General features: G+C 68.6%; 17 protein-coding genes. 14 read left to right on the forward strand and 3 right to left on the reverse strand.

The window, feature by feature from the left end; all coding sequences use genetic code 11:
* Positions 1 to 227: 227 nt before the first annotated feature.
* Positions 228 to 1,025: an HAD-IIA family hydrolase gene (locus tag VFE28_05695; GenBank protein ID HZM15476.1), complete on the reverse strand. Its 798-nt coding sequence runs from the start codon at positions 1,023 to 1,025 to the stop codon at positions 228 to 230.
* Positions 1,026 to 1,148: 123 nt separating this feature from the next.
* On the opposite strand from VFE28_05695, the gene VFE28_05700 reads away from it, so the two are divergent.
* The 6 genes from VFE28_05700 to VFE28_05725 all read left to right on the forward strand — a co-directional run bounded on the left by VFE28_05700 (position 1,149) and on the right by VFE28_05725 (position 6,518).
* A complete protein-coding gene (locus VFE28_05700; GenBank protein HZM15477.1) occupies positions 1,149 to 2,615 on the forward strand; it encodes a menaquinone biosynthesis decarboxylase in 1,467 nt (488 codons plus the stop codon).
* Positions 2,612 to 3,373 carry a bifunctional demethylmenaquinone methyltransferase/2-methoxy-6-polyprenyl-1,4-benzoquinol methylase UbiE gene (gene ubiE / locus VFE28_05705; protein ID HZM15478.1) on the forward strand — a complete coding sequence of 254 codons (762 nt, stop codon included), beginning with the start codon at positions 2,612 to 2,614 and terminating at the stop codon, positions 3,371 to 3,373. Before VFE28_05700 ends, ubiE begins: the two co-directional genes overlap by 4 nt.
* Positions 3,374 to 3,472: 99 nt before the next feature.
* Complete coding sequence (locus VFE28_05710; GenBank protein ID HZM15479.1) at positions 3,473 to 3,871, forward strand: hypothetical protein; 399 nt, start codon at positions 3,473 to 3,475, stop codon at positions 3,869 to 3,871.
* 104 nt (positions 3,872 to 3,975) lie between these two features.
* Positions 3,976 to 4,650 carry a UbiX family flavin prenyltransferase gene (locus VFE28_05715; GenBank protein HZM15480.1) on the forward strand — a complete coding sequence of 225 codons (675 nt, stop codon included), beginning with the start codon at positions 3,976 to 3,978 and terminating at the stop codon, positions 4,648 to 4,650.
* Positions 4,651 to 4,676: 26 nt separating this feature from the next.
* Complete coding sequence (locus VFE28_05720; GenBank protein HZM15481.1) at positions 4,677 to 5,543, forward strand: UbiA-like polyprenyltransferase; 867 nt, start codon at positions 4,677 to 4,679, stop codon at positions 5,541 to 5,543.
* 141 nt (positions 5,544 to 5,684) lie between these two features.
* Positions 5,685 to 6,518, forward strand: coding sequence for a menaquinone biosynthesis protein (locus tag VFE28_05725; protein ID HZM15482.1), 834 nt, complete (start codon positions 5,685 to 5,687; stop codon positions 6,516 to 6,518).
* On the opposite strand, the gene VFE28_05730 is transcribed toward VFE28_05725, so the two are convergent.
* Together VFE28_05730 and VFE28_05735 are read right to left on the reverse strand one after the other, a co-directional pair.
* Positions 6,515 to 7,849 (reverse strand): glycosyltransferase family 87 protein, encoded by a 1,335-nt coding sequence (locus tag VFE28_05730; GenBank protein HZM15483.1) that lies wholly within the window; start codon positions 7,847 to 7,849, stop codon positions 6,515 to 6,517. The two genes, VFE28_05725 and VFE28_05730, sit on opposite strands and share 4 nt — an antisense overlap.
* Complete coding sequence (locus VFE28_05735) at positions 7,846 to 9,069, reverse strand: glycosyltransferase family 4 protein (GenBank protein HZM15484.1); 1,224 nt, start codon at positions 9,067 to 9,069, stop codon at positions 7,846 to 7,848. The genes VFE28_05730 and VFE28_05735 overlap by 4 nt, the downstream gene beginning before the upstream one ends.
* 175 nt (positions 9,070 to 9,244) lie before the next feature.
* On the opposite strand from VFE28_05735, the gene VFE28_05740 reads away from it, so the two are divergent.
* The 8 genes from VFE28_05740 to phoU all read left to right on the forward strand — a co-directional run bounded on the left by VFE28_05740 (position 9,245) and on the right by phoU (position 20,427).
* Positions 9,245 to 11,206 (forward strand): hypothetical protein, encoded by a 1,962-nt coding sequence (locus VFE28_05740; GenBank protein HZM15485.1) that lies wholly within the window; start codon positions 9,245 to 9,247, stop codon positions 11,204 to 11,206.
* A gap of 84 nt (positions 11,207 to 11,290) precedes the next feature.
* Positions 11,291 to 11,977: a response regulator transcription factor gene (locus tag VFE28_05745; protein HZM15486.1), complete on the forward strand. Its 687-nt coding sequence runs from the start codon at positions 11,291 to 11,293 to the stop codon at positions 11,975 to 11,977.
* 7 nt (positions 11,978 to 11,984) lie between these two features.
* Positions 11,985 to 13,754, forward strand: a complete 1,770-nt coding sequence (locus VFE28_05750) for an ATP-binding protein (GenBank protein HZM15487.1) — start codon at positions 11,985 to 11,987, stop codon at positions 13,752 to 13,754.
* Positions 13,755 to 13,947: 193 nt separating this feature from the next.
* Positions 13,948 to 14,946 (forward strand): phosphate ABC transporter substrate-binding protein, encoded by a 999-nt coding sequence (locus VFE28_05755; protein HZM15488.1) that lies wholly within the window; start codon positions 13,948 to 13,950, stop codon positions 14,944 to 14,946.
* 16 nt (positions 14,947 to 14,962) lie between these two features.
* Positions 14,963 to 17,287 carry an ABC transporter permease subunit gene (locus VFE28_05760; protein ID HZM15489.1) on the forward strand — a complete coding sequence of 775 codons (2,325 nt, stop codon included), beginning with the start codon at positions 14,963 to 14,965 and terminating at the stop codon, positions 17,285 to 17,287.
* Complete coding sequence (gene pstA, locus VFE28_05765; GenBank protein ID HZM15490.1) at positions 17,274 to 18,857, forward strand: phosphate ABC transporter permease PstA; 1,584 nt, start codon at positions 17,274 to 17,276, stop codon at positions 18,855 to 18,857. The genes VFE28_05760 and pstA overlap by 14 nt, the downstream gene beginning before the upstream one ends.
* On the forward strand, positions 18,854 to 19,696 hold the full coding sequence (gene pstB / locus VFE28_05770) for a phosphate ABC transporter ATP-binding protein PstB (GenBank protein HZM15491.1): 843 nt from the start codon (positions 18,854 to 18,856) through the stop codon (positions 19,694 to 19,696). The genes pstA and pstB overlap by 4 nt, the downstream gene beginning before the upstream one ends.
* A 44-nt stretch (positions 19,697 to 19,740) precedes the next feature.
* On the forward strand, positions 19,741 to 20,427 hold the full coding sequence (phoU, locus tag VFE28_05775; protein HZM15492.1) for a phosphate signaling complex protein PhoU: 687 nt from the start codon (positions 19,741 to 19,743) through the stop codon (positions 20,425 to 20,427).
* The last annotated feature ends 42 nt before the right edge of the window (positions 20,428 to 20,469 follow it).

A 20,469-nucleotide genomic window follows, 5' to 3' on the forward strand; every position in this document is an offset into this window, starting at 1 on the left:
CGGATTCCGCGCGAGGGGCAGAGCACGAGAAACCTGAATGACTCTGAAGAGCATCGCGGCGCTTTTGTCCGAAGAAACAGGCACAGAACACCGTGCCCGCTACAATTATGGCAGTTGTCGGTAGTTGCGACAATGGTCCGCGCTCTGATACCTATCCGCTTTGGGTAGTTTGACCCAGCCGAGCCGCGATCGCCGCGGCGGGCGGCGTGAGGACCTCAGCGAAGAGATTAGCGCGCCAGGGCGCGTTGGATCTCCGCCACCGAGGGGAAAAGGAAGTCAGGCGGCGGGCTCTGCCGACGAAGGTAGGCCTCGTCGTGCACGCCGCTCGTGACCGCAATGGTCACGAGACCGGCGCGGAAGGCGCCTTGGATGTCGGTCTCGTAGCGATCCCCGATCATCGCCGTGCGCGATGCCGCGGTGCGCAACCGCTCGAGCGCCGTTTGGAACATGGCGCGTTCGGGCTTGCCGAAGGTCTGGGGGGCGACACCGGAAGCGGCCTCGAGCGCTGCGAGCAGAGTGCCCGCCCCTGGTTCGAGGCCGCGCTCCGTGGGCAAGCTGAGGTCGCCGTTGGTGCCGAGGAAGACGGCACCGCGCCGGATCGCGAGCGTCGCCAGCGCGAGAGTCTCGTAGCGGACCTCACGGTCGAGGCCTACGACGACGTGCGTCGCCTCGGTGTAGAGCTCGGTGAGCACCAATCCCGCCCCAAGGAGAGCCTGGCGCAGACCGTTCTCGCCGACGACGAGGACGCGGCTCGACGCCGACGCCTGCGCCGCCAAGTGCGCCGCCGTCACCAGGGCCGAGGTGAGGATGCGCTCGGGTCCGACGCGCGCCCCCATCTTTCTCAGCCGCTCGGTGTACTGCTCCGGCGTCTGAGAGGAGTTGTTGGTGAGGAAAAGATGAGGGATGGAGCGGACCTCGAGATGTTCGAGCAGCGCCTGCATGCCGGGCACCGGGGTGTCGCCGCGGTAGAGCACACCGTCCATGTCGAGGAGGAAACCCTGGAGCTGGCTCAGTGCGAGGGGCATGCAGTCTCCGCGGCAGCGCCGCGCCGGCGCGGGAGCGTCTGGCGGCGGCGCGACAGGGTAGCACGGCGGGCAGCGCTGCTTTACCATGCCGTGGCACCGATAGGCCCCAGGCGACGAGGCTGCATGGCGCTTCGCTTCCAGAATCTCCGCGAATTCCTCGGCTTCCTCGAAGAGCGGGGCGAGCTGGTGCGCGTCCAGGAGGTCGTGGACCCCCGCTTCGAGATCAGCGAGATCACCGACCGCACCACCAAGGGCGGCGGCCCAGCGCTCCTCTTCGAGAACGTGCGCGGCTCCAGCCTGCCCGTCGCCATCAACATCTATGGTTCCGAGCAACGCATGGCCTGGGCCCTGGGGGCGGAGCACATCGACCAGGTCCTGGAGCGCATCGACAAGCTCATCAAGATGGCGCCGCCTCGTTCCTTCGCCGAGAAGCTCGGCATGCTGCCGCGCCTGAAGGAGATCGCCGACGTCCTGCCGCGGCAGGTGAAGAAGGCGCCGTGCCAGGAGGTGGTGGTGGAGCCCACCTCGCTCGCCCACCTGCCGATCCTCACCTGTTGGCCCTTGGACGGCGGTCCGTTCATCACTCTCGGCGCGGTGATCACCCGCCATCCCGAGTCGGGGTTGCGCAACGTCGGCATCTACCGCCTGCAGAAGTACGACGAGCGCACCACGGGAATGCACTGGCAGATCCACAAAGTCGGCGCCCAGCACTACCGCGTCGCCCGGGAACGGGGGGAGAAGCTGGAGGTGGCGGTGGCCATCGGCGGACCTCCGGTGTTGCCGTACGCGGCGACGGCGCCGCTTCCGGAAGATCTGGACGAGATCGCCTTCGCCGGCTTCGTGCAGGGACGCAGCCTCGACATGGTGGCTTGTCGCACCGTGGACCTGGAGGTGCCCGCAGAAGCGGAGATCGTCCTGGAAGGCTACGTGCTTCCGGACGAGAGTCGCCCCGAAGGCCCCTTCGGCGATCACACCGGTTACTACACGCCGCGCATGGACTTCCCGGTTTTCCACCTCACCGCCGTGACGCAGCGGCGCGATCCGATCTACCAGACCACCATCGTCGGGCGCCCGCCGCAGGAAGACGGCTGGCTCGGCTGGGCGACGGAACGTCTCTTCCTGCCAGCCATCCGCCTGGCGCTCCCGGAAGTGGTGGACATGAAGCTGCCGGTGGAAGCTTGCTTCCACAACCTCGCCATCGTCGCCATCAAGAAGCGCTATCCCGGACACGCCGCCAAGGTGATGCACGCCCTCTGGGGCCTGGGGCAGATGTCCTTCTGCAAGTGCATCATCGTCGTGGACCACGACGTGAACGTGCAGGATCTCGGGGAAGTGGTCTGGCGGGTGTCGAACAACATCGATGCGCGGCGCGACGTCGTCTTCACCGAAGGGCCGGTGGACCAGCTGGATCATGCGGCGCCCCGGCCGCTCATCGGGGCGAAGATGGGCATCGACGCCACCACCAAGTGGCGGGAGGAAGGTTACGAGCGCGATTGGCCGCCGCTCATCGAGATGAGCGCCGAGGTGAAGCAGCGGGTGGACGCGCTCTGGCCGCGCCTCGGGATCGCTTTGCGGGGCGAGCGAACGTGAAGATTGCGGCGCTCGCAGGTGCCGGCGCCGGGGGCGGCGCCGGGAAAACCGGCCCCACCACGGGTGCCGAGGGCCCGCCGGCAGCGCGAGTGCGCGACATGTTCGCGCGCATCGCCCCCACCTATGATCTCCTCAACCATCTGCTCTCGGCAGGGCGTGACCGGGCCTGGCGTCGCACCGTCGCTGCCAGCCTCGAGGGCCGAGCGGCGCGCATCCTGGACCTCTGCGCCGGCACCGGGGACCTGGCGCTCGAGATCGCGCGGCAAAAGCCGCAGGCCGCGGTGGTGGCAGGGGATTTCTGCTTCGAGATGCTGGCGCGGGGACGTGACAAGGGCCTCCCGGAGCGCGCGGCGCCGGCGGTTTGCGACGCCTTGCGACTTCCCTTCGCCAGCGCCAGCTTCGACGCCGTCACCGTCGCCTTCGGGGTGCGGAACTTCGAAGACGTGTCCAGAGGCCTGGCGGAGATGCAACGTGTCTTGCGCCCCGGAGCGACGCTCGCCGTGCTCGAGTTCTTCCGCCGCAACTCGCGCTGGCGTGATCTGCCCTACCTGCTGTACTTTCGCCACGTGCTGCCGCGGGTCGGACGGCTCATCTCGCGGGATCACGAAGCCTACAACTACCTGCCGCAATCGGTGGGTCGCTTCGTCACCCGGAGCGAATTCGAATCCCTGCTGCAGCGGGCGGGTTTCGCCGCCATCCGCCGGCGGGAAATGAACGCCGGCATCGCGACCCTCTACCTGGCGCGCAAGAGCGAGTGACGCCAGCGCGAGTGACGCCAGCGCGAGTGACGCCAGCGCGAGTGACGCCAGCGCGTGTGACGCAAGGCGTGTGACGCAAGTGCGAGTGAAAGGGGGACCATGTCACGCTCCGGCCGCCTCCTCCGCCGGGCACTCGTCCTCGGCGCGGCTCTCCTCGTTGGCTGCGAGGAAGGGCCGCTGGCGCCGCGCACCGGCAGCATCACCGTCGCTGTCTACGACGGCGGTAACCCGCAGAACCCCGTGCCGAACGTGGACATCCAGGTGACACCGGTGGGCTTGCACGAGAGGACGAACAGCGCCGGCAAAGCGACGTTCGAAGTACAACCAGGCGGTTACTACGTGGACGCGCACGTCTGCTGCGCCGGTCCCGGGACCATCGACTACCACGAACCGGTGACGGTGACCGCGGGACAGGCCTCGAGCGTCACGCTGGAGGCGTGTCTCGGCTGTGTTTCCGCCACGGGCCTCGCCGCCCGCGCCGTTCCGGGGGCTCCGTAGACAGGCCCGGCTGGAGCCCGTACCATCCCCGAGCCCGGCAGTGCCACGCCCGCCGCACGGCGGGCGGCCGCGCCGGGAGTGGCGATCCGGCGGGGGCCAGGGACATGGACAAGATGCGTCTCGTGGTGGCGGTATCGGGTGCGAGCGGCGCCCTGTACGCCGAGCGCCTACTCCTCGCCCTCGGTCGGACGCCGCACACCGTCGACGTGGTGGGCTCCAAGATCGGCGCCGCGATCTTCCGCCAGGAAACCGGCATGGCCCTGGAGCGGCGGGTGCAGAAGCTGGCCGAGGCGGGGGCCAGCATGCGCCTCTGGGATCACGAGGATCTCTACGCGCCTTTCTCCAGCGGTTCACAGCTGTACGACGCCATGGCGGTGGTGCCGTGCAGCGCTGGCCTGCTCGGGCGCGTGGCCGCCGGAGTGTCCACGGATCTCCTCTCCCGTGCCGCCGACGTCTTCCTCAAGGAGAAGCGTCGACTCGTTCTCGCCTTGCGCGAGACGCCGCTTTCCGAGATCCATTTGCAGAACATGCTCACCTTGTGCCGCGCCGGTGCGGTCATCCTCCCGGCCTCGCCGGGTTTCTACACCCGCCCGGCAGATCTCGTGGAAATGGCGGACGGCCTGGTGCAGCGCATCCTCGACCACATGGGCGTGGAGCTGCGCGTGCACCGGCGCTGGCGTGAAGAAGCGGCGGGTCGCTCACCTCGCGGCTGGACACAGCGCGTGCAAGCGGAGAACGTGGTGGCTGATCCCACCAGCCGCCTGGACCCGGATGCTTGAAGCCACCGCCGACGGAGCCCAAGGTGATGCGGCGGCTCGCTGATCTCCTCGACATGATCAAGTTCGAGCACACGGTGTTCGCGCTGCCCTTCGCCTTGCTGTCCCTCTTTCTCGCTGCCGATGGTTGGCCCAGCCTGCACGATTGCCTCTGGGTCGTGGCCGCCATGGTCGGGGCGCGAAGCAGCGCCATGATGATGAACCGCATCGCCGACCGGAATCTCGACGCCGCCAACCCGCGCACCGCGACACGCCACTTGCCGGCGGGACGCGTGGGTCTCGGCGCGGCCTGGGCGTTCACACTGGCGGCGACGGCGCTCTTCTTCCTCGCCGCCTGGAATCTCGGACCGCTGGCATTGCGGCTGGCGCCGGTAGCCCTCGTCTGGTTCTGGGGTTATTCCTGGACGAAACGTTTCACCTGGATGTCGCACTTGTGGCTCGGCGGCGCGCTGGCGCTGGCACCGATCGGGGCCTGGATCGCTGTGCGCGGCCGTCTGGATGGCTTGCCCCTCTGGCTCGCTGCCGGCGTCATCCTCTGGGTGGCCGGGTTCGACACCATCTACGCCTGCCAGGATGCGGCCTTCGATCGCACTCGGGGCTTGCAGTCGCTGCCGGCGCGCTTCGGCGTGCGCGGGGCGTTGTGGCTGGCGCGTCTCTTCCACGCCGGCATGCTGGCGGCCTTCGCCGCGGTCGGCGCGCTCTACGGATTCCACTGGCTCTACGCAGCGGGGCTGGCGCTCGTCACCGGCCTCGTCTTGGCGCAGCACGCGCTGGTGGCGAGCGACGTGCGCCGCGGCGACTTGCAGCACATCGACGTTGCTTTTTTCAACGTGAACAGTATCGTGGGCGTGCTGCTGATGGTCTTCGCCCTGGCGGATCGCTTCCTCCTGCGGTGAACCGGCGGGGACAGGCGCTTCGATCCCCTGAACGGGCAAGCCGGTGGCCGAGCGGGGCCAGAGGCCGACGGGCCTGGAGTTTGCAGTCGCAGCGAGTACGGTGCCGCCACCGGCTGGCAGGCCTGCGAGGAGGAGACGGGGATGCATGTGGTGCGGATCGGCGGGGTGTCCTACCTGAACGCGCGTCCTCTCGTGCATGGACTGGAAGCGAGCGGCGAGCACCGGCTCAGCCTCGACACGCCGGGCCCGCTGAGCGACAAGCTGCGTCTGGGCGAGATCGACGTGGGTCTGCTCCCGGCGGTGGAGTTCCTGCGCGGCGTGGGCGAGACGATTCTCCCGGGGATCTGCATCGCTTCGGACGGGCCGGTACAGACGGTGAAACTGTTCAGCCGCGTGCCGCTGGCGAACCTCGGCCGCGTCGCTGTCGACAGTGGTTCCCGGACCTCCGTGGCGCTGCTCCGCATCCTCCTCGCCGAACGCTACGGCGTCATGCCCGATTTCCATACCTTCCGGCCCGACCTGGCCGAGATGCTGCGCACCCACGATGCCGCCCTCCTCATCGGCGATGCGGCTTTCACCGCCGCCCAGGTGCCGCATGTCTGGGATCTCGGGCAAGGATGGCAGGAGCTCACCGACTTGCCCTTCGTCTATGCCGTCTGGATCCTGGGCCGCGGCGTGGAGGCGCAGCGCATCGCCACCCTGCTCGGCGCTGCCATGCAATCCGGGATGCAGCATCTCGACGAGATCGCCGCGGATGCCGCCCAGCGCTTGGGCAAGGACGAAGAGATGCTGCGGCGTTACCTGCGCGAGAACCTGCGCTACACCTTGGGCGAGCGCGAGCTGCGCGGGCTGGAGACCTTCCAGAAGTTCTGCCTGCGCTACAACATCGTCTCCCGGGCCCGACCGTTGCTCCTGGCGGGCGCCGCGCCTTCGGTCGCCGAGGCCTCCCATCCCGCCTCTGCGGCCACCCCCTAGGCCGGAGCCCCGGTCACCTCGGCCTCCCGCACAAGCACCCAGCGCGTCACCACCCAGAGCAAGAGCACGCCGACGCCGTGCAGGTTGAGGACGAGGGATTGCGGTCCGTGGGTCCAGCCATGCCAGAGCAGGGGGAAGTGCGCCGAGGAAAGGAAGAAGCCGGCGCAGCACAGCAACCCGAGCCACACCGCCCAGGGGGCGCCGCGCTCCGCGGCGCGTGCGATGGCGAGCATGGTGCAGGGCCAGACGAAGAGCATCGCCGCCAGCGTGTGCACCCAGGTGATCTTCATCAGGGCGAGGAGCGCCAGCGTCACCATCCCGAGCTCGACGGGGAGGAGCGCCACCTGCCGGCGTGTCCGCAGCGTGCGCAGCGTGAGCACCACGACGAGCAGACCGAGGCCGAGGGAGAGAACGAACTTCAGCCGCGGCAGGTCGGCGAAGGCGTGGACGTCGGAGTTGGGCACGAGCAGACGGGACAGCATCGCATCGATGCTCTGATTCATGGGGCGCGGGAGCTCGCGCGTGCTGGCCAGGAGGAGGGCATCCTGAATGTAATCGGCGAAGATGGCCCAACCCCAGTGCATCACCGCTGCCGTCGTGGCCAGGGCGAGGAGCAACAGCGCCACGACCGCACCGCGCCTGGGGCCGCGCCACAGGAGCCAGGGAACGAGGGCGACGGGGACGAGCTTGATCAACGCTGCCGCCGCGACCGCGCTTCCCGCCAGCGCCGAGCGGCGCGCCAGCACGGCCCAGGCCGCCGCGGCGAGGGCCGCGGCCAGGAAGATCCCCACCGAGCCAGCGCGGATGTCGTTGTGCACGCTCGTCGAATTGAGCGCCGCCGGGACGAAAGCCGTCCACACCAGCCAGTGCAGGTGGGGATGCTCGAGGTGAAGGGCACGGGCCTGGGCACGGAGGAGAATGGCGACGAAGCCCAAGGTGGCGAGGAGCGCCAAGGTGGTGAGCAGCATCCACACCTGTCGGGCGCGCGGGTAGGAGAGGGAGGCGAACGGTTGCATGGCGAGGGCGAAGGGCGGTGGGTAGAGGTAGGGGAACTGGCTGTGCTCGAAGCCGAGAGCGTGACCTTGCGCCACCATGAGCGGCTGGTTGTACGGCGAGAGCTCCCGGCGCGCCAGCACACCAGAGATGTAGTAGGTCGCGAAGTCCGTGCTCGGCGGCAGGCGCAGGATCTGATAGCTCGTGGTGGCGATGAGGAATTCGAGGATGGAGAGGGAGACGATGAAGGTGCAGACGAAACGCAGCCGGCGGAGGCGCGAGCGCTGGACGCCGGCCGGCAGCGGTGCGCTGTTGCCTGTGGCAGGCGCGACGTTCATGGATTTCCCCCGGCAACCGGAGCGGCTGCCACGAGTCGATCGATGAGAGCGATCTCCGCCGCCACCCGGGCGTCCCAGCTCATGAAGCGACGGGCGGCGAAGTCGCGCGCCGCGCTCCCGAGGCGCTGGCGCAGCGCCGCGTCGTCGGCGAGGCGGGCGATGGCACGGGCGAGAGCCGCCGGATCCCCCTCGGGCACCAGGAGACCGTTTTGCATGTCCTGCACGACTTCCGCGGTGCCGGCCACGTCGAGGGCGATCACCGGCGTTCCCACCACCATGGCCTCGCAGGTGGGGATGGACATGTTCGTGAGGGTGGAGGCCGCCACCAGGACATCCGCGGCGCCGAGCACATGCGGCACCTGGGAGCGCGGCACGCTGCCGAGGAAGCGATGGGCGATGCGGCGGGCCCGGCACTGTCGCTCCAGGCGCGACCGGAGCGGCCCGTCGCCGGCGATCCAGAGCAGGAGCGGTGTGCGGGCGAGGGGCGCCGCGTCCCCCACAGCCTCCACGATGCGGTCGACGCGTTTCGAATCCACCAGACGCGCCAGCGACAAGAGGACGCAGGTTCCGGGGGCGACGCCGTGCTCCTGTCGCAGGCGTTCTCGTTCGAGAGGCAGCTGGGCCCAGTCCTTGTCGACGCCGTTCGGGAGCCAGGTGAAGCGCTTCTCGGCGACGCCCCAGCGTCGGGCCACACGGTCGCCCTGGGTGCCGTCGTTCAGGAGGAGGAAGTGCGTCAGCGGTTGCCGGAAGGCGAGCACGGCCTCCACATTATGGTAGAGGTAGCGCGGCAGCGGCCATTCGAGGTGCATGGCCTGCATGACGCCGAAGAGCTTGAGCAGAGAGGGCGCGCCCACGGCGGCGCCGGCGCGCGCAGCGGGATAGGCGCCGTAGTGGGAGAAGCCGAGCACGAGCCGCGGGCGGAGCTGCCGCGCCCACCGTGTCGCCGCCCGGCCGGCGACGGACCAAAAGGCAGGGAGCAGCCACAGGCGGCGGAGCGGCGCCGGCAGCCAGGCCGGAAGGGCGAGAACGTTGGCCATGGTGTGGATGGAGAGGCCGGGGCTCGCCGGCAGGAGCTTCGGGGCGCGGGGCACCAGGACATGAACGTCGTAGCCGTGCGCGACGAGACCGGAGAGCATGTGCGCCTCGTCCGCCACCCCGGCTCCCGGTGCCAGCGACCACAGACTCGACCACGGGCTGACGACGAGGATCGGGCCACGCACGAACGCTCTGCCTCCGCCCGTGTCGAACGCGGAACTGCCGTGGTCGCGCGGCGTTGCGCCGCGCCAGCGGGCCTCAATATACTCGCTCGGTCCGGCTCGATCGACCCGACAGCGAGGGCGGTGCGTGTCTTGCGTCCACGCTGTCGCTAAACCCCTGGAAGGGAACCCAGCGTCCATGCAGTCGCTCCCGCGGGCCATGGGCCCGCACGCCAACGGGCGCGCTGGCCTCCTCCGCTTCGTCCTGGCCTGCCTGTGCCTCGGCGGCAGCGGAGCCCGTGCGGCCGCGCCGGCAGGCACCGCGGACAGCACCGCCGCCGTGGCCCCACCGGCGTCGGCACCCCTCGACTCGACCGCCGCCCGCGTCATGGTGGATTCGCTCCTGCATCAAGTCGCCTCCATTCGCGGCCTGGAACCGCTGCGGCCGGTGGCGGTGCAAGTGGCGGCGCGTGAGCGCATCCGTGCCCGGCTCGAGGAACTCACCCAGGAAGAAGAGGTGCGCAGCCGCGCGCGTGGCGATGAGCGCCTGCTCCGTTACCTCGGGCTCCTGCCCCCGGACGTGGATCTGCTGCAGCTACTCAAGGAACTCTTGGAGGAGCAGATCGCCGGCATGTACGACATCGACCAGCGCCTCCTCTACCTGGCCGACTGGATCCCGGCGGAGTTGCAGACCATCGTGGCGACCCACGAGATCACCCACGCCCTGCAGGACCAACATTTCAGCCTGCGGGTGCGCAAGAAGCTCGGCTTCGACACCGCCGACGCGGAAGCGGCCTGGCAAGCCCTGCTGGAAGGCGACGCCACCGCGGTCATGCTCGAAGCCGGACTGCGCCCGGTGGGGCAAACCTTTGCGACCCTCGCCGATAGCAGCCTGTGGACGAGCGGCGCTTTCACCGCAGCGTTGCGAGAGGCGATGGGAGCGGGCGCCGGCATGGACGCGGCGCACTTGTTCTCGGCCCCGGCGGTGGTGCGCGAGTCGTTGCTCTTCCCTTATGAAAAGGGGCTCGGCTTCGTGGCGGCGCTGGTGTCCGCCGGCGGATGGAAGCGGGTCGACGAGGCTTACGTGCACCCACCCGAGTCGACCGAGCAGGTGCTGCATCCGGCGCGGTTCCTCGGCGTCTCCAACACGCGGGACGATCCGGTCCGCGTCGAGACGCCGGATGTCCGCGGTCTCCTCGGCACGGACCGGGCGCCGGTGGTGAAGCTGGTGCTGGGCGAATTCGATCTCTTCCTCTACCTGAGCGCCTACGTGGATCGCGAGATCGCCGCCATTTCCTGCGAGGGTTGGGGCGGCGCGCAGGCGACGCTCTACGCCGCACCGGGGGACGGTCCAGAGGCGCTGGTGCTGTACACGACCTGGGATTCCGAAGACGATGCCACGGAGTTCTTCGGCGCCGTGCTCGGCGCCATGGAAAAGCGCTTCCCCAAGCAGACCGGCGTGCCCGAGATGACGGCGGAAAACCGCGTCGCCTGGAGCGTGGACGAGAAGAATCGCTTCCAGAACCTGGTGGGGCAGAACGGTCGCGATGTGTACTGCCTCGAACAGGTGCCGGCGTCGAGCGCCGAGCGCCTCGTCCAAAAGCTGGAGCAGCAGACGCGCCTGGCCGACACGACACCGGAAGCGCGGGCCGAGAAGCGCGACGAATTGCCTTGGAACCGCGCCGCGGCGCAGCCGCCACCGCCGGGGAGCAGGACGACGTTGCACCTGGATCTGCCGCCCGGCTGGCAGTCGCAAAGCGGCCGGCCCGATCTTCTCACCCTGGCGCAACGCGCGGGCGCCCAGCTCGAGGTCGGCGTGGACCGAGCCGCCAAGGATCGACTCGGCGCCGGCGGGTACGCCCACGTACTGGCGTCGCGTCTCCAGGAGCACGCCTCCGGCGTCTACGTGCACACCGACGTGGTCTACCCCCGCGCCGACGGCCGCAGGCTCTACCAGCACGTCTTCTCCCAGACCGAGAACGGGCAGAAAGTGGTCCACTACATCGGCGTGGTGGAACTCGAACCCGGTTTCGGCTACGTCCTCCTCAGCGAACCCCAGGACGGCAAGACGCCCTCCATGGACGCGGACTTCTACGCCATCCTGGAGGCGTTGCAGGTGGTGCCCGAGGGACCACCGCGGCCGTCGAGCGGCAATCACTGAACGAGCGTGCTTGTCAAACTCGGTGTTTCCCGTGTCTACTAGTCGCGCGCAGCGGCGACTGTAGGTGCGCCGCCAGGAGGCACCGTGGTCCGCAAGAAGATCCTGATCGTCGACGACGAGCCGGACATCGTGGAGTTCGTCGAGTACAACCTGCGCCGTGAGCAGTACGACACGCGCAGCGCCACCGACGGCACCGGCGCCCTGCGGCGCGCCCGCGACGAGCAGCCCGACCTCATTCTCCTCGACCTCATGCTGCCCGGCGTCCATGGCCTCGAGGTCTGCAAGCAGCTCAAATCGTCGCGGGAGACCGCCCACATCCCGGTCATCATGTTGACAGCGAAGGGGGAGGAGTCCGATGTGGTCACCGGGCTCGAGCTCGGGGCCGACGACTATGTTCCCAAACCCTTCAGCATGCGGCTGCTGCTCGCCCGCATCCGGGCGGTGTTACGGCGCACGGGCGGACCGGCGCCGAGCTCGCCCAAGGTGCTTCGCCTCCAGGGTGTGGTCATCGACGACGAGCGCCACGAGGTGAAGGTCGAGGGCGCGCTGGTGCAGCTCACGCTGACGGAGTACAAGCTGCTGCGCTTCCTGGCGCGCCATCCCGGCCGCGTCTTCACCCGTACCCAGATCCTGGACAACATCCAGGACGAGCAGGCCATCGTGGTCGACCGGGCCATCGACGTGCACGTGGCGGCTTTGCGGCGCAAGCTCGGGTCCGCGGGTTCCCTCATCGAGACCATCCGCGGCGTGGGCTATCGCTGCAAAGGCTGAGCCTCCCATGTGGCGCCGCCGCTTGTTCTGGAAGCTGACCCTCGCCTACAGCCTGGTCTCCGTGCTCTGCATGGCCGGTATGGGCAGCTACCTCGTGCGCAAGCAACGCCGGGTGGTGCAGCAGCAGCTGGTGGAGCAGCTCGAACGCTCGGCGCGGTTGGTGGATGTCCTCCTCGCTCCCCAGCTCGATTTCGCCCAGGCCGAAGCGGCGGAGCAACGGGTCGATTCCTTGGGAGTGCGCATCGGCGCCCGGATCACCGTGATCCATCCGGATGGCCGCGTGCTGGCGGACAGCTGGGAGAAGGCGGCGCGGATGGAAAACCATCGCTTCCGGCCCGAGGTGGCCGAGGCGCTCGCGGGCCGGCGCGGCTCGAACCTGCGGGTGAGCGCCACGGTAGGGCAGCGTTTCCTCTACGTGGCCATCCCCTCGTCAGCCCAGCCGGGATGGGTCGTCCGGGTGGCGATGCCTTTCGACCAGTTCCTGCGCCACGTGCGCGCCGAGACCAACGTGCTGCTGCTCGGGATCGCGGTGGCCGCCGCTCTGGCCATCCTGCTCTCTGCGGCCGTCGCCAGCCGCATCACCCGGCCACTGCATGCTATGCGGGAGAATCTGCAGCGGCTGGAGCGGGGCGAGTTCGGCGTCAAACTGGAGCCCGCCGGCAGCGACGAGATCGGTCTTTTGGCGCGCAGCCTGAATCTGGCGCAGGAGCGCCTGGAACAGACGATCCACAATCTCACCAGCCAGCGCAACGAGCGCGATGTCGTCCTCGCCAGCATGACCGAGGGCCTGCTGGCGGTGGACGCCGACGAGCACGTGCTGCTGATCAATGCCTCGGCGCGGGCCCTGCTCGGCCTGAACTTCCAGCCGGTGGAGAATCGACCCCTGCTGGAGACGGTGCGCTACCCGGCCTTCGAGCGTTTCGTCCGCGAGGTGCGCTTCGCCACCGGTCCGATGAACACCCAGGTGGTGCTGCACGGTCCGGGCCTGCGCTGGCTCGATCTGCGCGGGGCGCCGCTGCGCCTCCCTGCCGACGCGGGCACCGGCGCCGTCATCGTCTTCAGCGACGTGACCCGCCTCCACAAGCTCGAGCAGGCGCGCAAGGACTTCGTGGCCAACGTCTCCCACGAGCTGAAGACACCGGTGACCTCGATCAAGGGCTTCCTGGAAACCCTGCTGGATGGCGGCGCCCTGGACGATCCGGAGCACGGCCGGCGCTTCCTCGGCAAGATCTCCAAGCACACCGAGCGCCTCTCCGCCATCATCGACGACCTGCTCTATCTGTCGCGTCTCGAGCACGAGGGCGAAGAGATCCCGCGGCGCGCGGTGAACCTGGGCGGCGTGGTGGAGAGCAGCCTGGCGGATTTCGAGCAAGTGGCCCGAGCGCGGGAGGTGAGCATCGAGGCGGAGGTGGAAGGACCCTATCGAGTGCAAGGTGACGAGAGCCTGCTCCGCCGGGCTCTGGACAACCTGGTGGACAACGCCATCAAGTACAGCCGTCCAGGCGGCAGGGTGCAGGTACGCTTGCGGCGCCAGGGGGAGTCGGTCCTCCTGGAGGTGCGCGACCAGGGAATCGGCATCCCGGAGCTGCACCTGCCGCGCATCACCGAGCGCTTCTACCGCGTGGACGCCGGGCGCTCCCGGGAAATGGGGGGCACCGGGCTCGGACTCGCGATCGTCAAGCACGTGGCCCTGGTGCACCGGGGGGTGTTGCAGGTGACTTCCACGGAAGGAAAAGGGAGCCAATTCACCCTACGGCTCCCGGCCGCACCGGTGTGAGAGCGGTGGGAGTGCGGCTCCCCGCCCCCTGTCAGGGCGCAGCCAAGGAAACCGGCACATCACGAGGATTTAGGGCCGTCTTTGCAGGATCTTAACGCCGCGGGGAGATGATTGGAAACGGCAGAGAGAGGCAATCGCCGCGCGTCATGGACCGCGCACGCCTCGGCCGAAACCCAGCGGGAGGAAACAAGTCGTGAAGCGCACGGTGTGTGGGATCCTGTCGATCACCCTGATGGCGTGCCTGGCCGGCGCCGCCGCCGCTCAGGTCACCGCGGTGGACGCGAAACTGCCGGTCTACGAGAAGGTGGACGGCATTCAAGGTAACCTGTCGAGCATCGGCTCGGACACCATGAACAACCTGATGACGCTCTGGGCCGAGAGCTTCCGGAAGTACTATCCGGCGGTGCGTATCCAGGTCGAGGGCAAGGGCTCGAGCACGGCGCCCCCGGCGCTCATCGAGGGCACGGCGCAGCTGGGCCCGATGTCGCGCAACATGAAGGCGGACGAGGTCGATGCCTTCGAGAAGAAGTACGGCTTCAAGCCGACGCGCCTGCACACCTCGTTGGACGCGCTGGCGGTCTTCGTGCACAAGGACAATCCCCTGAAGTCGCTCAGCCTGGATCAAGTGGACGCGGTGTTCTCCAAGACCCGCAAGCGCGGTTACTCGCAGGACATCGTGCACTGGGACCAGCTCGGTCTCGAGGGCGACTGGGCGCGCAAGCCGGTCAGCGTCTACGGCCGCAACTCCGCCTCGGGCACCTACGGTTTCTTCAAGGAAGAGGCGCTCAAGAAGGGCGACTACAAGGACACGGTGAAGGAGCAGCCGGGGTCGGCTTCGGTGGTGCAAGGCATCACCGAGGACCGTTTCGGCATCGGCTACAGCGGCATCGGCTACCGGACCTCGGGCGTGAAGCCCCTGGCGCTCGCTCCCCAGCAGGGCGCGGCGCCGGTGGAAGGCAGCTACGAGAACTGCCTCAACGGCACCTATCCGCTCGGCCGCTACTTGAATCTGTACGTGTCCAAGGACCCTGCCAAGCCCATGGATCCCCTGGTGCGCGAGTTCGTGCGCTTCATCTTCAGCAAGGAAGGCCAGGAGATCGTGGTGAAGGACGGCTACTACCCGCTCACCGCCGCGATGTGCGTGGAGGAGTTGCAGCGGCTCGGTGTGGAGCTGAAGCTCTCCAGCAACTAGCACGGCCGGAGGGTCCATGAGCCACGGATGGCGATCGACGCCGCGCTTCTGGGATCGACTGGCCCGCATCTGCATCACCGCCGGCGGGCTGACCCTGGTGGCGGCGGTGCTGGCCATCTTGGTCTTCATCGTGCGCGAAGCTTCTCCCCTCGCGGGACGGGCCCGGGTGACGCCAGAGACGGCGCCACCCGCGCCCGCCGCGGGGGCGTTGCTGGCCGGGACCGATGACTATCGCCAGCTCGGTTTCCTGGTGCAGCCGCGAGGCACGCGCATCTTCCGTTTGCAAGACGGCGCCCTCCTGGACGAGGTGCCGGCGCCGTGTGACAGCACCGCCACCCTCACTGCCGCCACCTACGCTCCCGCCACGGGCCTCCTCGCGCTCGGCTCCTCGGATGGTCACGCCGCCATCGCTCGCATCGAAAGCGAAGCGCGTTTTCAAGAAGGCGGCCGGACGCTGGTGGCGAAGCAGCGCTTGCTCGGCGTGGCGGTGCTCGACAGCCTAGCGCGGCCGCTCCTCCAGCTGAGTGCGGACCGCGACGCGGAGGGCGCTCTCGCCATCGCCGCCCTCGCGGGCGACACGCCCACGGCGGCGGCGCTCTGCTATGCCTTCATCGATGCCGAGGGTGAACCGCTGGTGACGGCTCGGCTCGACGCCGCTCTCGAGGGCAAGATTCCGACGTCCGTGGTCGTTTCGCTCGAGGCGGGCCTGCTCGCCGCCGGCACGCAGGACGGCACGCTCTTCTTCTGGGACCTGGGAGAGCCGGACAAGCCGGCGCTCGAGGACCATGTCAACGCCTCTGACCATCGACTCGGCGCGCTGCAGATGCTGCTCGGCGGGCAGACGCTCCTGGTGGGCGCCGACAGCGGCGAGATCAGCGTCTGGTTCCGGGTGCGCTATGCCCGGGTGCGCAACGACGGCCAGACCTCCTACCGTGTCGAAGGTGCCGACATCGCCCCGGGAGAATCGCGGCTCTTCCTCGACCACGATCTCGGCAAGCGCTTGGCACACCTCCAGGATCTGCACGTGGAGACGGCCGGCAATCCTTGGACGCGGGTGCGAAGCTTCCGCGTCCACGACGCCCCGGTGACGCAGATCGCGCCGTCGCCGCGCGTCCGCGGCTTTGCCAGCCTGGACGCGGCGGGCACCGTGGCGCTGCACCATGCCACCTCGGAGCGCACGCTGGCGGTGCTCGAGGCTGCTCTCGATCACGGCCGCAGCCTCGTGTTCGCACCCCGCGGCGACGGTCTGGTAGGGCTCGATGCCGCGGGCCGTGCCCACGTTTGGGGCGTGCACAACCCGCATCCCGAGGCCAGCATGAGCGCGCTGTTCGGCAAGGTGTGGTACGAGGGCTATGCGGCGCCGGCCCATGTCTGGCAATCCACCGGCGGCTCCGACGATTTCGAACCGAAGCTGAGCCTCGTGCCTCTCTTCGCCGGCACGCTGAAGGGCACGCTTTACGCCATGCTCTTCTCTGTACCCCTCGCCATCCTGGGAGCTCTGTACCTCTCGCAGCTCGCCACACCGGCACTGCGCAACCTGGTGAAACCAGCGGTGGAACTGATGGCCGCGGTGCCGAGTGTCGTCGTCGGCTTCTTGGCGGCTCTGTGGTTGGCGCCGCTCCTCGAGGCGCACCTGGCGGCATGGGGCACCGCCGTGCTGTTCCTGCCCCTCGGGCTCGCTGCGGCGCTCGGAGCCTGGATGCTCCTGCCACGGACATGGCGGCTGGCGGCGCCGCTGGGAACGGAGCTCTTCTTCATGCTGCCCTTCTTGGCGGCCGCAGCGTGGCTCGGTGCCTCGCTCGGGGCCCCAGCGGAGCGCTGGCTCTTCGGCGGCGATCTGCAGCAATGGATGTACGGCCGCTACGGCGTGCACTACGACCAGCGCAACTGCGTCGTTGTCGGCATGGCTCTCGGTGTCGCCGTCATTCCCATCATCTTCTCGATCTGCGACGACGCCATGTCGAGCGTGCCGCCTTCGCTCACCAGCGCCGCATTCGCGCTCGGGGCGAGCCGCTGGCAGACGGCGTTGCACGTGATCCTACCGGCGGCGAGCCCGGGGATTTTCGCCGCCGTCATGCTCGGCCTCGGCCGCGCCATCGGCGAGACGATGATCGTGCTCATGGCGACGGGGAACACCCCGATCCTGGACTTCTCGCCCTTCAACGGCATGCGCACCATGTCCGCCGCGATCGCCGTCGAGATTCCCGAAGCCGCGCAGGGGGGAACGCTCTACCGCATCCTTTTCCTCACCGGCACCTTGCTCTTCGTCTTCACCTTCTTGATCAACACCGGCGCCGATCTGATCTCCCGGCACTTGCGGAAACGTTATGCTCAGTTCTAGCACCTCGGCTCCGACCCAAGCCGCCAGCCTGCCGCCGGCACCGCCAGCAGCGCGGCGACGACTGCTGCTGCCGCGGGCCGGGCTGCGGGGGCGCTGGGAGCGCTTCTGGCGCGAAGGCCTGCCCGCCATCTGGGCGAGCGCGGCGATGCTGCTCTGCATGGTCACGATGCTGGTCACGATCCTCGTCCTCACCCTCGTCCGCGGTCTCGGTCAATTCTGGGCCCAGCCGCTGCTGCGTCTCGAGAGCACGAGCGGCCCTTTCCTCGGGACGGTGCAATCCACCGAGGCACCGCCCGCGGGCGTTGCCGGCGAGCGTGTGCAGCTGCGCATCGGCAACCGCGATCTCTATGGGCTCGACTTCCGCTGGTTCGAGCCAGGGGACATCCGCGCCCGCTCCTACCCCGCCGATGGCCTGGTGATCGAACGGGAGGAGAACGGCAACTTCCACGGCTTCCTACGTGCGCTGCAACTGGGGGAGCGGGTGCTGTCCGGGGAGGACGCCTGGAAGGCTCTGCCCGGAGAGGTGCGCGCGGCGCGCCGTCTGCACCGCCGGCTGCAGGATCTCGACCGTCTCGAGGGACAGGACGCCCAGCGCCTCGAGGAACGCGAACGCCTGGCCCGCGACCTCGCCAGCCGCGTGGCGCGCTTGGAAGATGCCGGAGGCAGAGAGAAGACTCTGCCGCTCGAGCAAATCGTCCGGGCCTATCGCCCCAACGCCATGGGGGCCGCGGCGAAGAGCCGGCTGTACGTGGCGCGCTTGTGGGAATTCGTCTCGGCGCAGCCGCGGGAGTCCAACACCGAGGGTGGCATCATGCCGGCCCTCTTCGGCACCGTGCTCATGGTGCTGTTGATGACGGTGGCGGTGGTGCCGCTCGGGGTGGTGGCGGCGCTCTACCTGCACGAGTATGCGCGGAGCGGGCCGCTGCTCCGCGCCGTGCGCCTCGCGGTCGGCAATCTGGCTGGCGTGCCCTCCATCGTCTTCGGCATGTTCGGCCTCGCCTTCTTCGTCTACGGTCTGGGCGGGAGCATCGACCGGCTCTTCTTCGCTTCGACGCTGCCCGCACCGACGTTCGGCACCGGCGGTATCCTCTGGGCCGCTCTCACCCTGGCACTGCTCACCTTGCCCGTGGTCGTGGTGGCCACGGAGGAGGGGCTGTCCGCGGTGCCGCGGGCGACGCGCGAGGCCTCGCTGGCACTCGGCGCCACACGCTGGCAGACGCTCTGGCACGTGGTCCTTCCCCAGACCGTGCCGGGGATCCTGACCGGCGTCATCCTGGCCATCAGCCGTGCCGCCGGTGAGGTGGCGCCGCTCATGCTGACCGGGGTGGTGAAGCTGGCCCCGTCGCTGGCGCTGGACGGGTCGGCGCCGTTCGTGCATCTGGAGCGCAAGTTCATGCATCTCGGGTTTCACATCTACGACGTGTCCATGCAGTCGCCGAACGTGGAGGCGGCCAAGCCGATGGTCTACAGCACCACCTTGCTCCTTCTGCTCCTGGTGGTGGCGCTCAACGCCAGCGCCATCATGGTGCGCACTCGCATGCGCCGGCGTTATCGTGGGGCGGTCCTATGAGCGCCCCGGGAACCCCGCCGCGCCAGGAGGATCTGAGTCTGGATCCCACGCTCCAGCCGTTCGCACCGCAGGCGGAGCCGCCGGAACCGCTGGCGGTTGAGACGCGGGCGCTGCGGTTCTACTATGGCGAGACCGAAGCGCTGAAGAACATCAGCATGCAGATCCCACGCAACCAGGTGACCGCCTTCATCGGTCCTTCGGGTTGCGGGAAATCGACGCTGCTGCGCTGCTTCAACCGCATGAACGACATGATCGAGGGCTCCCGCGTCGTGGGCAAGGTGCTGGTGGACGAAGAGGACATCTACCAGACCGACGTCAAGCTGGAGGAGCTGCGCAAGAAGGTGGGGATGGTGTTCCAGAAGTCGAACCCCTTCCCCATGAGCCTGGTCGAGAACCTCACCTTCGGACCGCGCATGCGGGGCATCAAGGAGCGTTCCCGGCTGGAGGAGATCGTGGAGACCTCGCTGCGCCGCGCCGACCTCTGGCGCGAGGTGAAGGACCGGCTCAAGGAGTCGGCGCTGTCGCTCTCCGGCGGGCAGCAGCAGCGCCTCTGCATCGCCCGGGCCCTGGCCAACGAGCCCAGCATCGTGCTCATGGACGAGCCCGCCTCGGCCCTGGACCCGATCTCGACCGCCAAGATCGAGGAGACGATCTTCGAGCTCAAGCGCGATTACACCATCGTCATCGTCACTCACAACATGCAACAAGCGGCGCGCTGCTCCGATCTCACGGCGTTTTTCTATCTCGGCGAGCTGATCGAGTGCAATCGCACCGAGCAGGTGTTCAGTCGGCCGGAGAAGAAACAAACCGAGGACTACATCACCGGCAAGTTCGGTTGAGCCGGCGGCGGCGTGGGACCGACGCCAAGCGAGGGCGAGGAGCGATGGAGTTCGGCAAGCAAGGTTCGAAGAAACGGCATTTCGAACGGGAGCTGGACGAGCTGAAGCAGCGCATCTTGCGCATGGGCGGGATCGTGGAGGATCTCTTCCTGCGCTCGATCGAGGCGCTTTCCGAGCGCGACCGCACGCTCCTCGCCGAGGCGAACCGCATCGAGGCGGAGATCGACGCCGAGGAAGTGCAGATCGAAGAAGATTGTCTGAAGCTGGTCGCCCTCTACCAGCCGGTGGCGGGGGACCTGCGTTTCATCGCCTCGGTGCTGAAGATCAACGCCGAGCTGGAGCGCATGGGCGACTTGGCGCTGCACATCGCCGAGCGTGCCCACGATCTGGCGGCGCACCCCGGCATGCCCGTGCCCCCGGACCTGCGGCGCATCGCCGCCGACGTGCAACGTATGGTGCGGAGCAGTCTCGAGTCCCTGGTGCATCAGGATTCCGAGCTGGCGCTGCAGGTGCTGCAGGCGGACCACGAGGTGGACGACCTGCACCGTTTCATGTTCCAGCACGTGGCACAGGCGCTGCGGGTCAACCCGGATCTCGCCGAGCCCCTCCTGCACCTCCTCTCGGCCTCGCGGCATCTGGAGCGCATCGCCGACTCGGCGACGAACATCGCCGAGGACGTCTACTATCTGGTAGAAGGACAGATCATCCGCCATCGCGCCGGCATGGGTTGAGAACGCCGCCGGGACGCCGGCGCGCCGGGCGGTGGAAGGGTG

The sequence above is a fragment of the Candidatus Krumholzibacteriia bacterium genome (assembly GCA_035649275.1).
Classification (GTDB): domain Bacteria; phylum Krumholzibacteriota; class Krumholzibacteriia.

Bases quoted from the DNA above. Each gene is read 5' to 3' on its own strand.
- VFE28_05695 (HZM15476.1), bottom strand. From the start codon at position 1,025: ATGCCCCTCGCACTGAGCCAGCTCCAGGGTTTCCTCCTCGACATGGAC.
- VFE28_05700 (HZM15477.1), top strand. From the start codon at position 1,149: ATGGCGCTTCGCTTCCAGAATCTCCGCGAATTCCTCGGCTTCCTCGAA.
- VFE28_05710 (HZM15479.1), top strand. From the start codon at position 3,473: ATGTCACGCTCCGGCCGCCTCCTCCGCCGGGCACTCGTCCTCGGCGCG.
- VFE28_05715 (HZM15480.1), top strand. From the start codon at position 3,976: ATGGACAAGATGCGTCTCGTGGTGGCGGTATCGGGTGCGAGCGGCGCC.
- VFE28_05720 (HZM15481.1), top strand. From the start codon at position 4,677: ATGCGGCGGCTCGCTGATCTCCTCGACATGATCAAGTTCGAGCACACG.
- VFE28_05725 (HZM15482.1), top strand. From the start codon at position 5,685: ATGCATGTGGTGCGGATCGGCGGGGTGTCCTACCTGAACGCGCGTCCT.
- VFE28_05730 (HZM15483.1), bottom strand. From the start codon at position 7,849: ATGAACGTCGCGCCTGCCACAGGCAACAGCGCACCGCTGCCGGCCGGC.
- VFE28_05740 (HZM15485.1), top strand. From the start codon at position 9,245: ATGCAGTCGCTCCCGCGGGCCATGGGCCCGCACGCCAACGGGCGCGCT.
- VFE28_05750 (HZM15487.1), top strand. From the start codon at position 11,985: ATGTGGCGCCGCCGCTTGTTCTGGAAGCTGACCCTCGCCTACAGCCTG.
- VFE28_05760 (HZM15489.1), top strand. From the start codon at position 14,963: ATGAGCCACGGATGGCGATCGACGCCGCGCTTCTGGGATCGACTGGCC.
- pstA (HZM15490.1), top strand. From the start codon at position 17,274: ATGCTCAGTTCTAGCACCTCGGCTCCGACCCAAGCCGCCAGCCTGCCG.
- pstB (HZM15491.1), top strand. From the start codon at position 18,854: ATGAGCGCCCCGGGAACCCCGCCGCGCCAGGAGGATCTGAGTCTGGAT.
- phoU (HZM15492.1), top strand. From the start codon at position 19,741: ATGGAGTTCGGCAAGCAAGGTTCGAAGAAACGGCATTTCGAACGGGAG.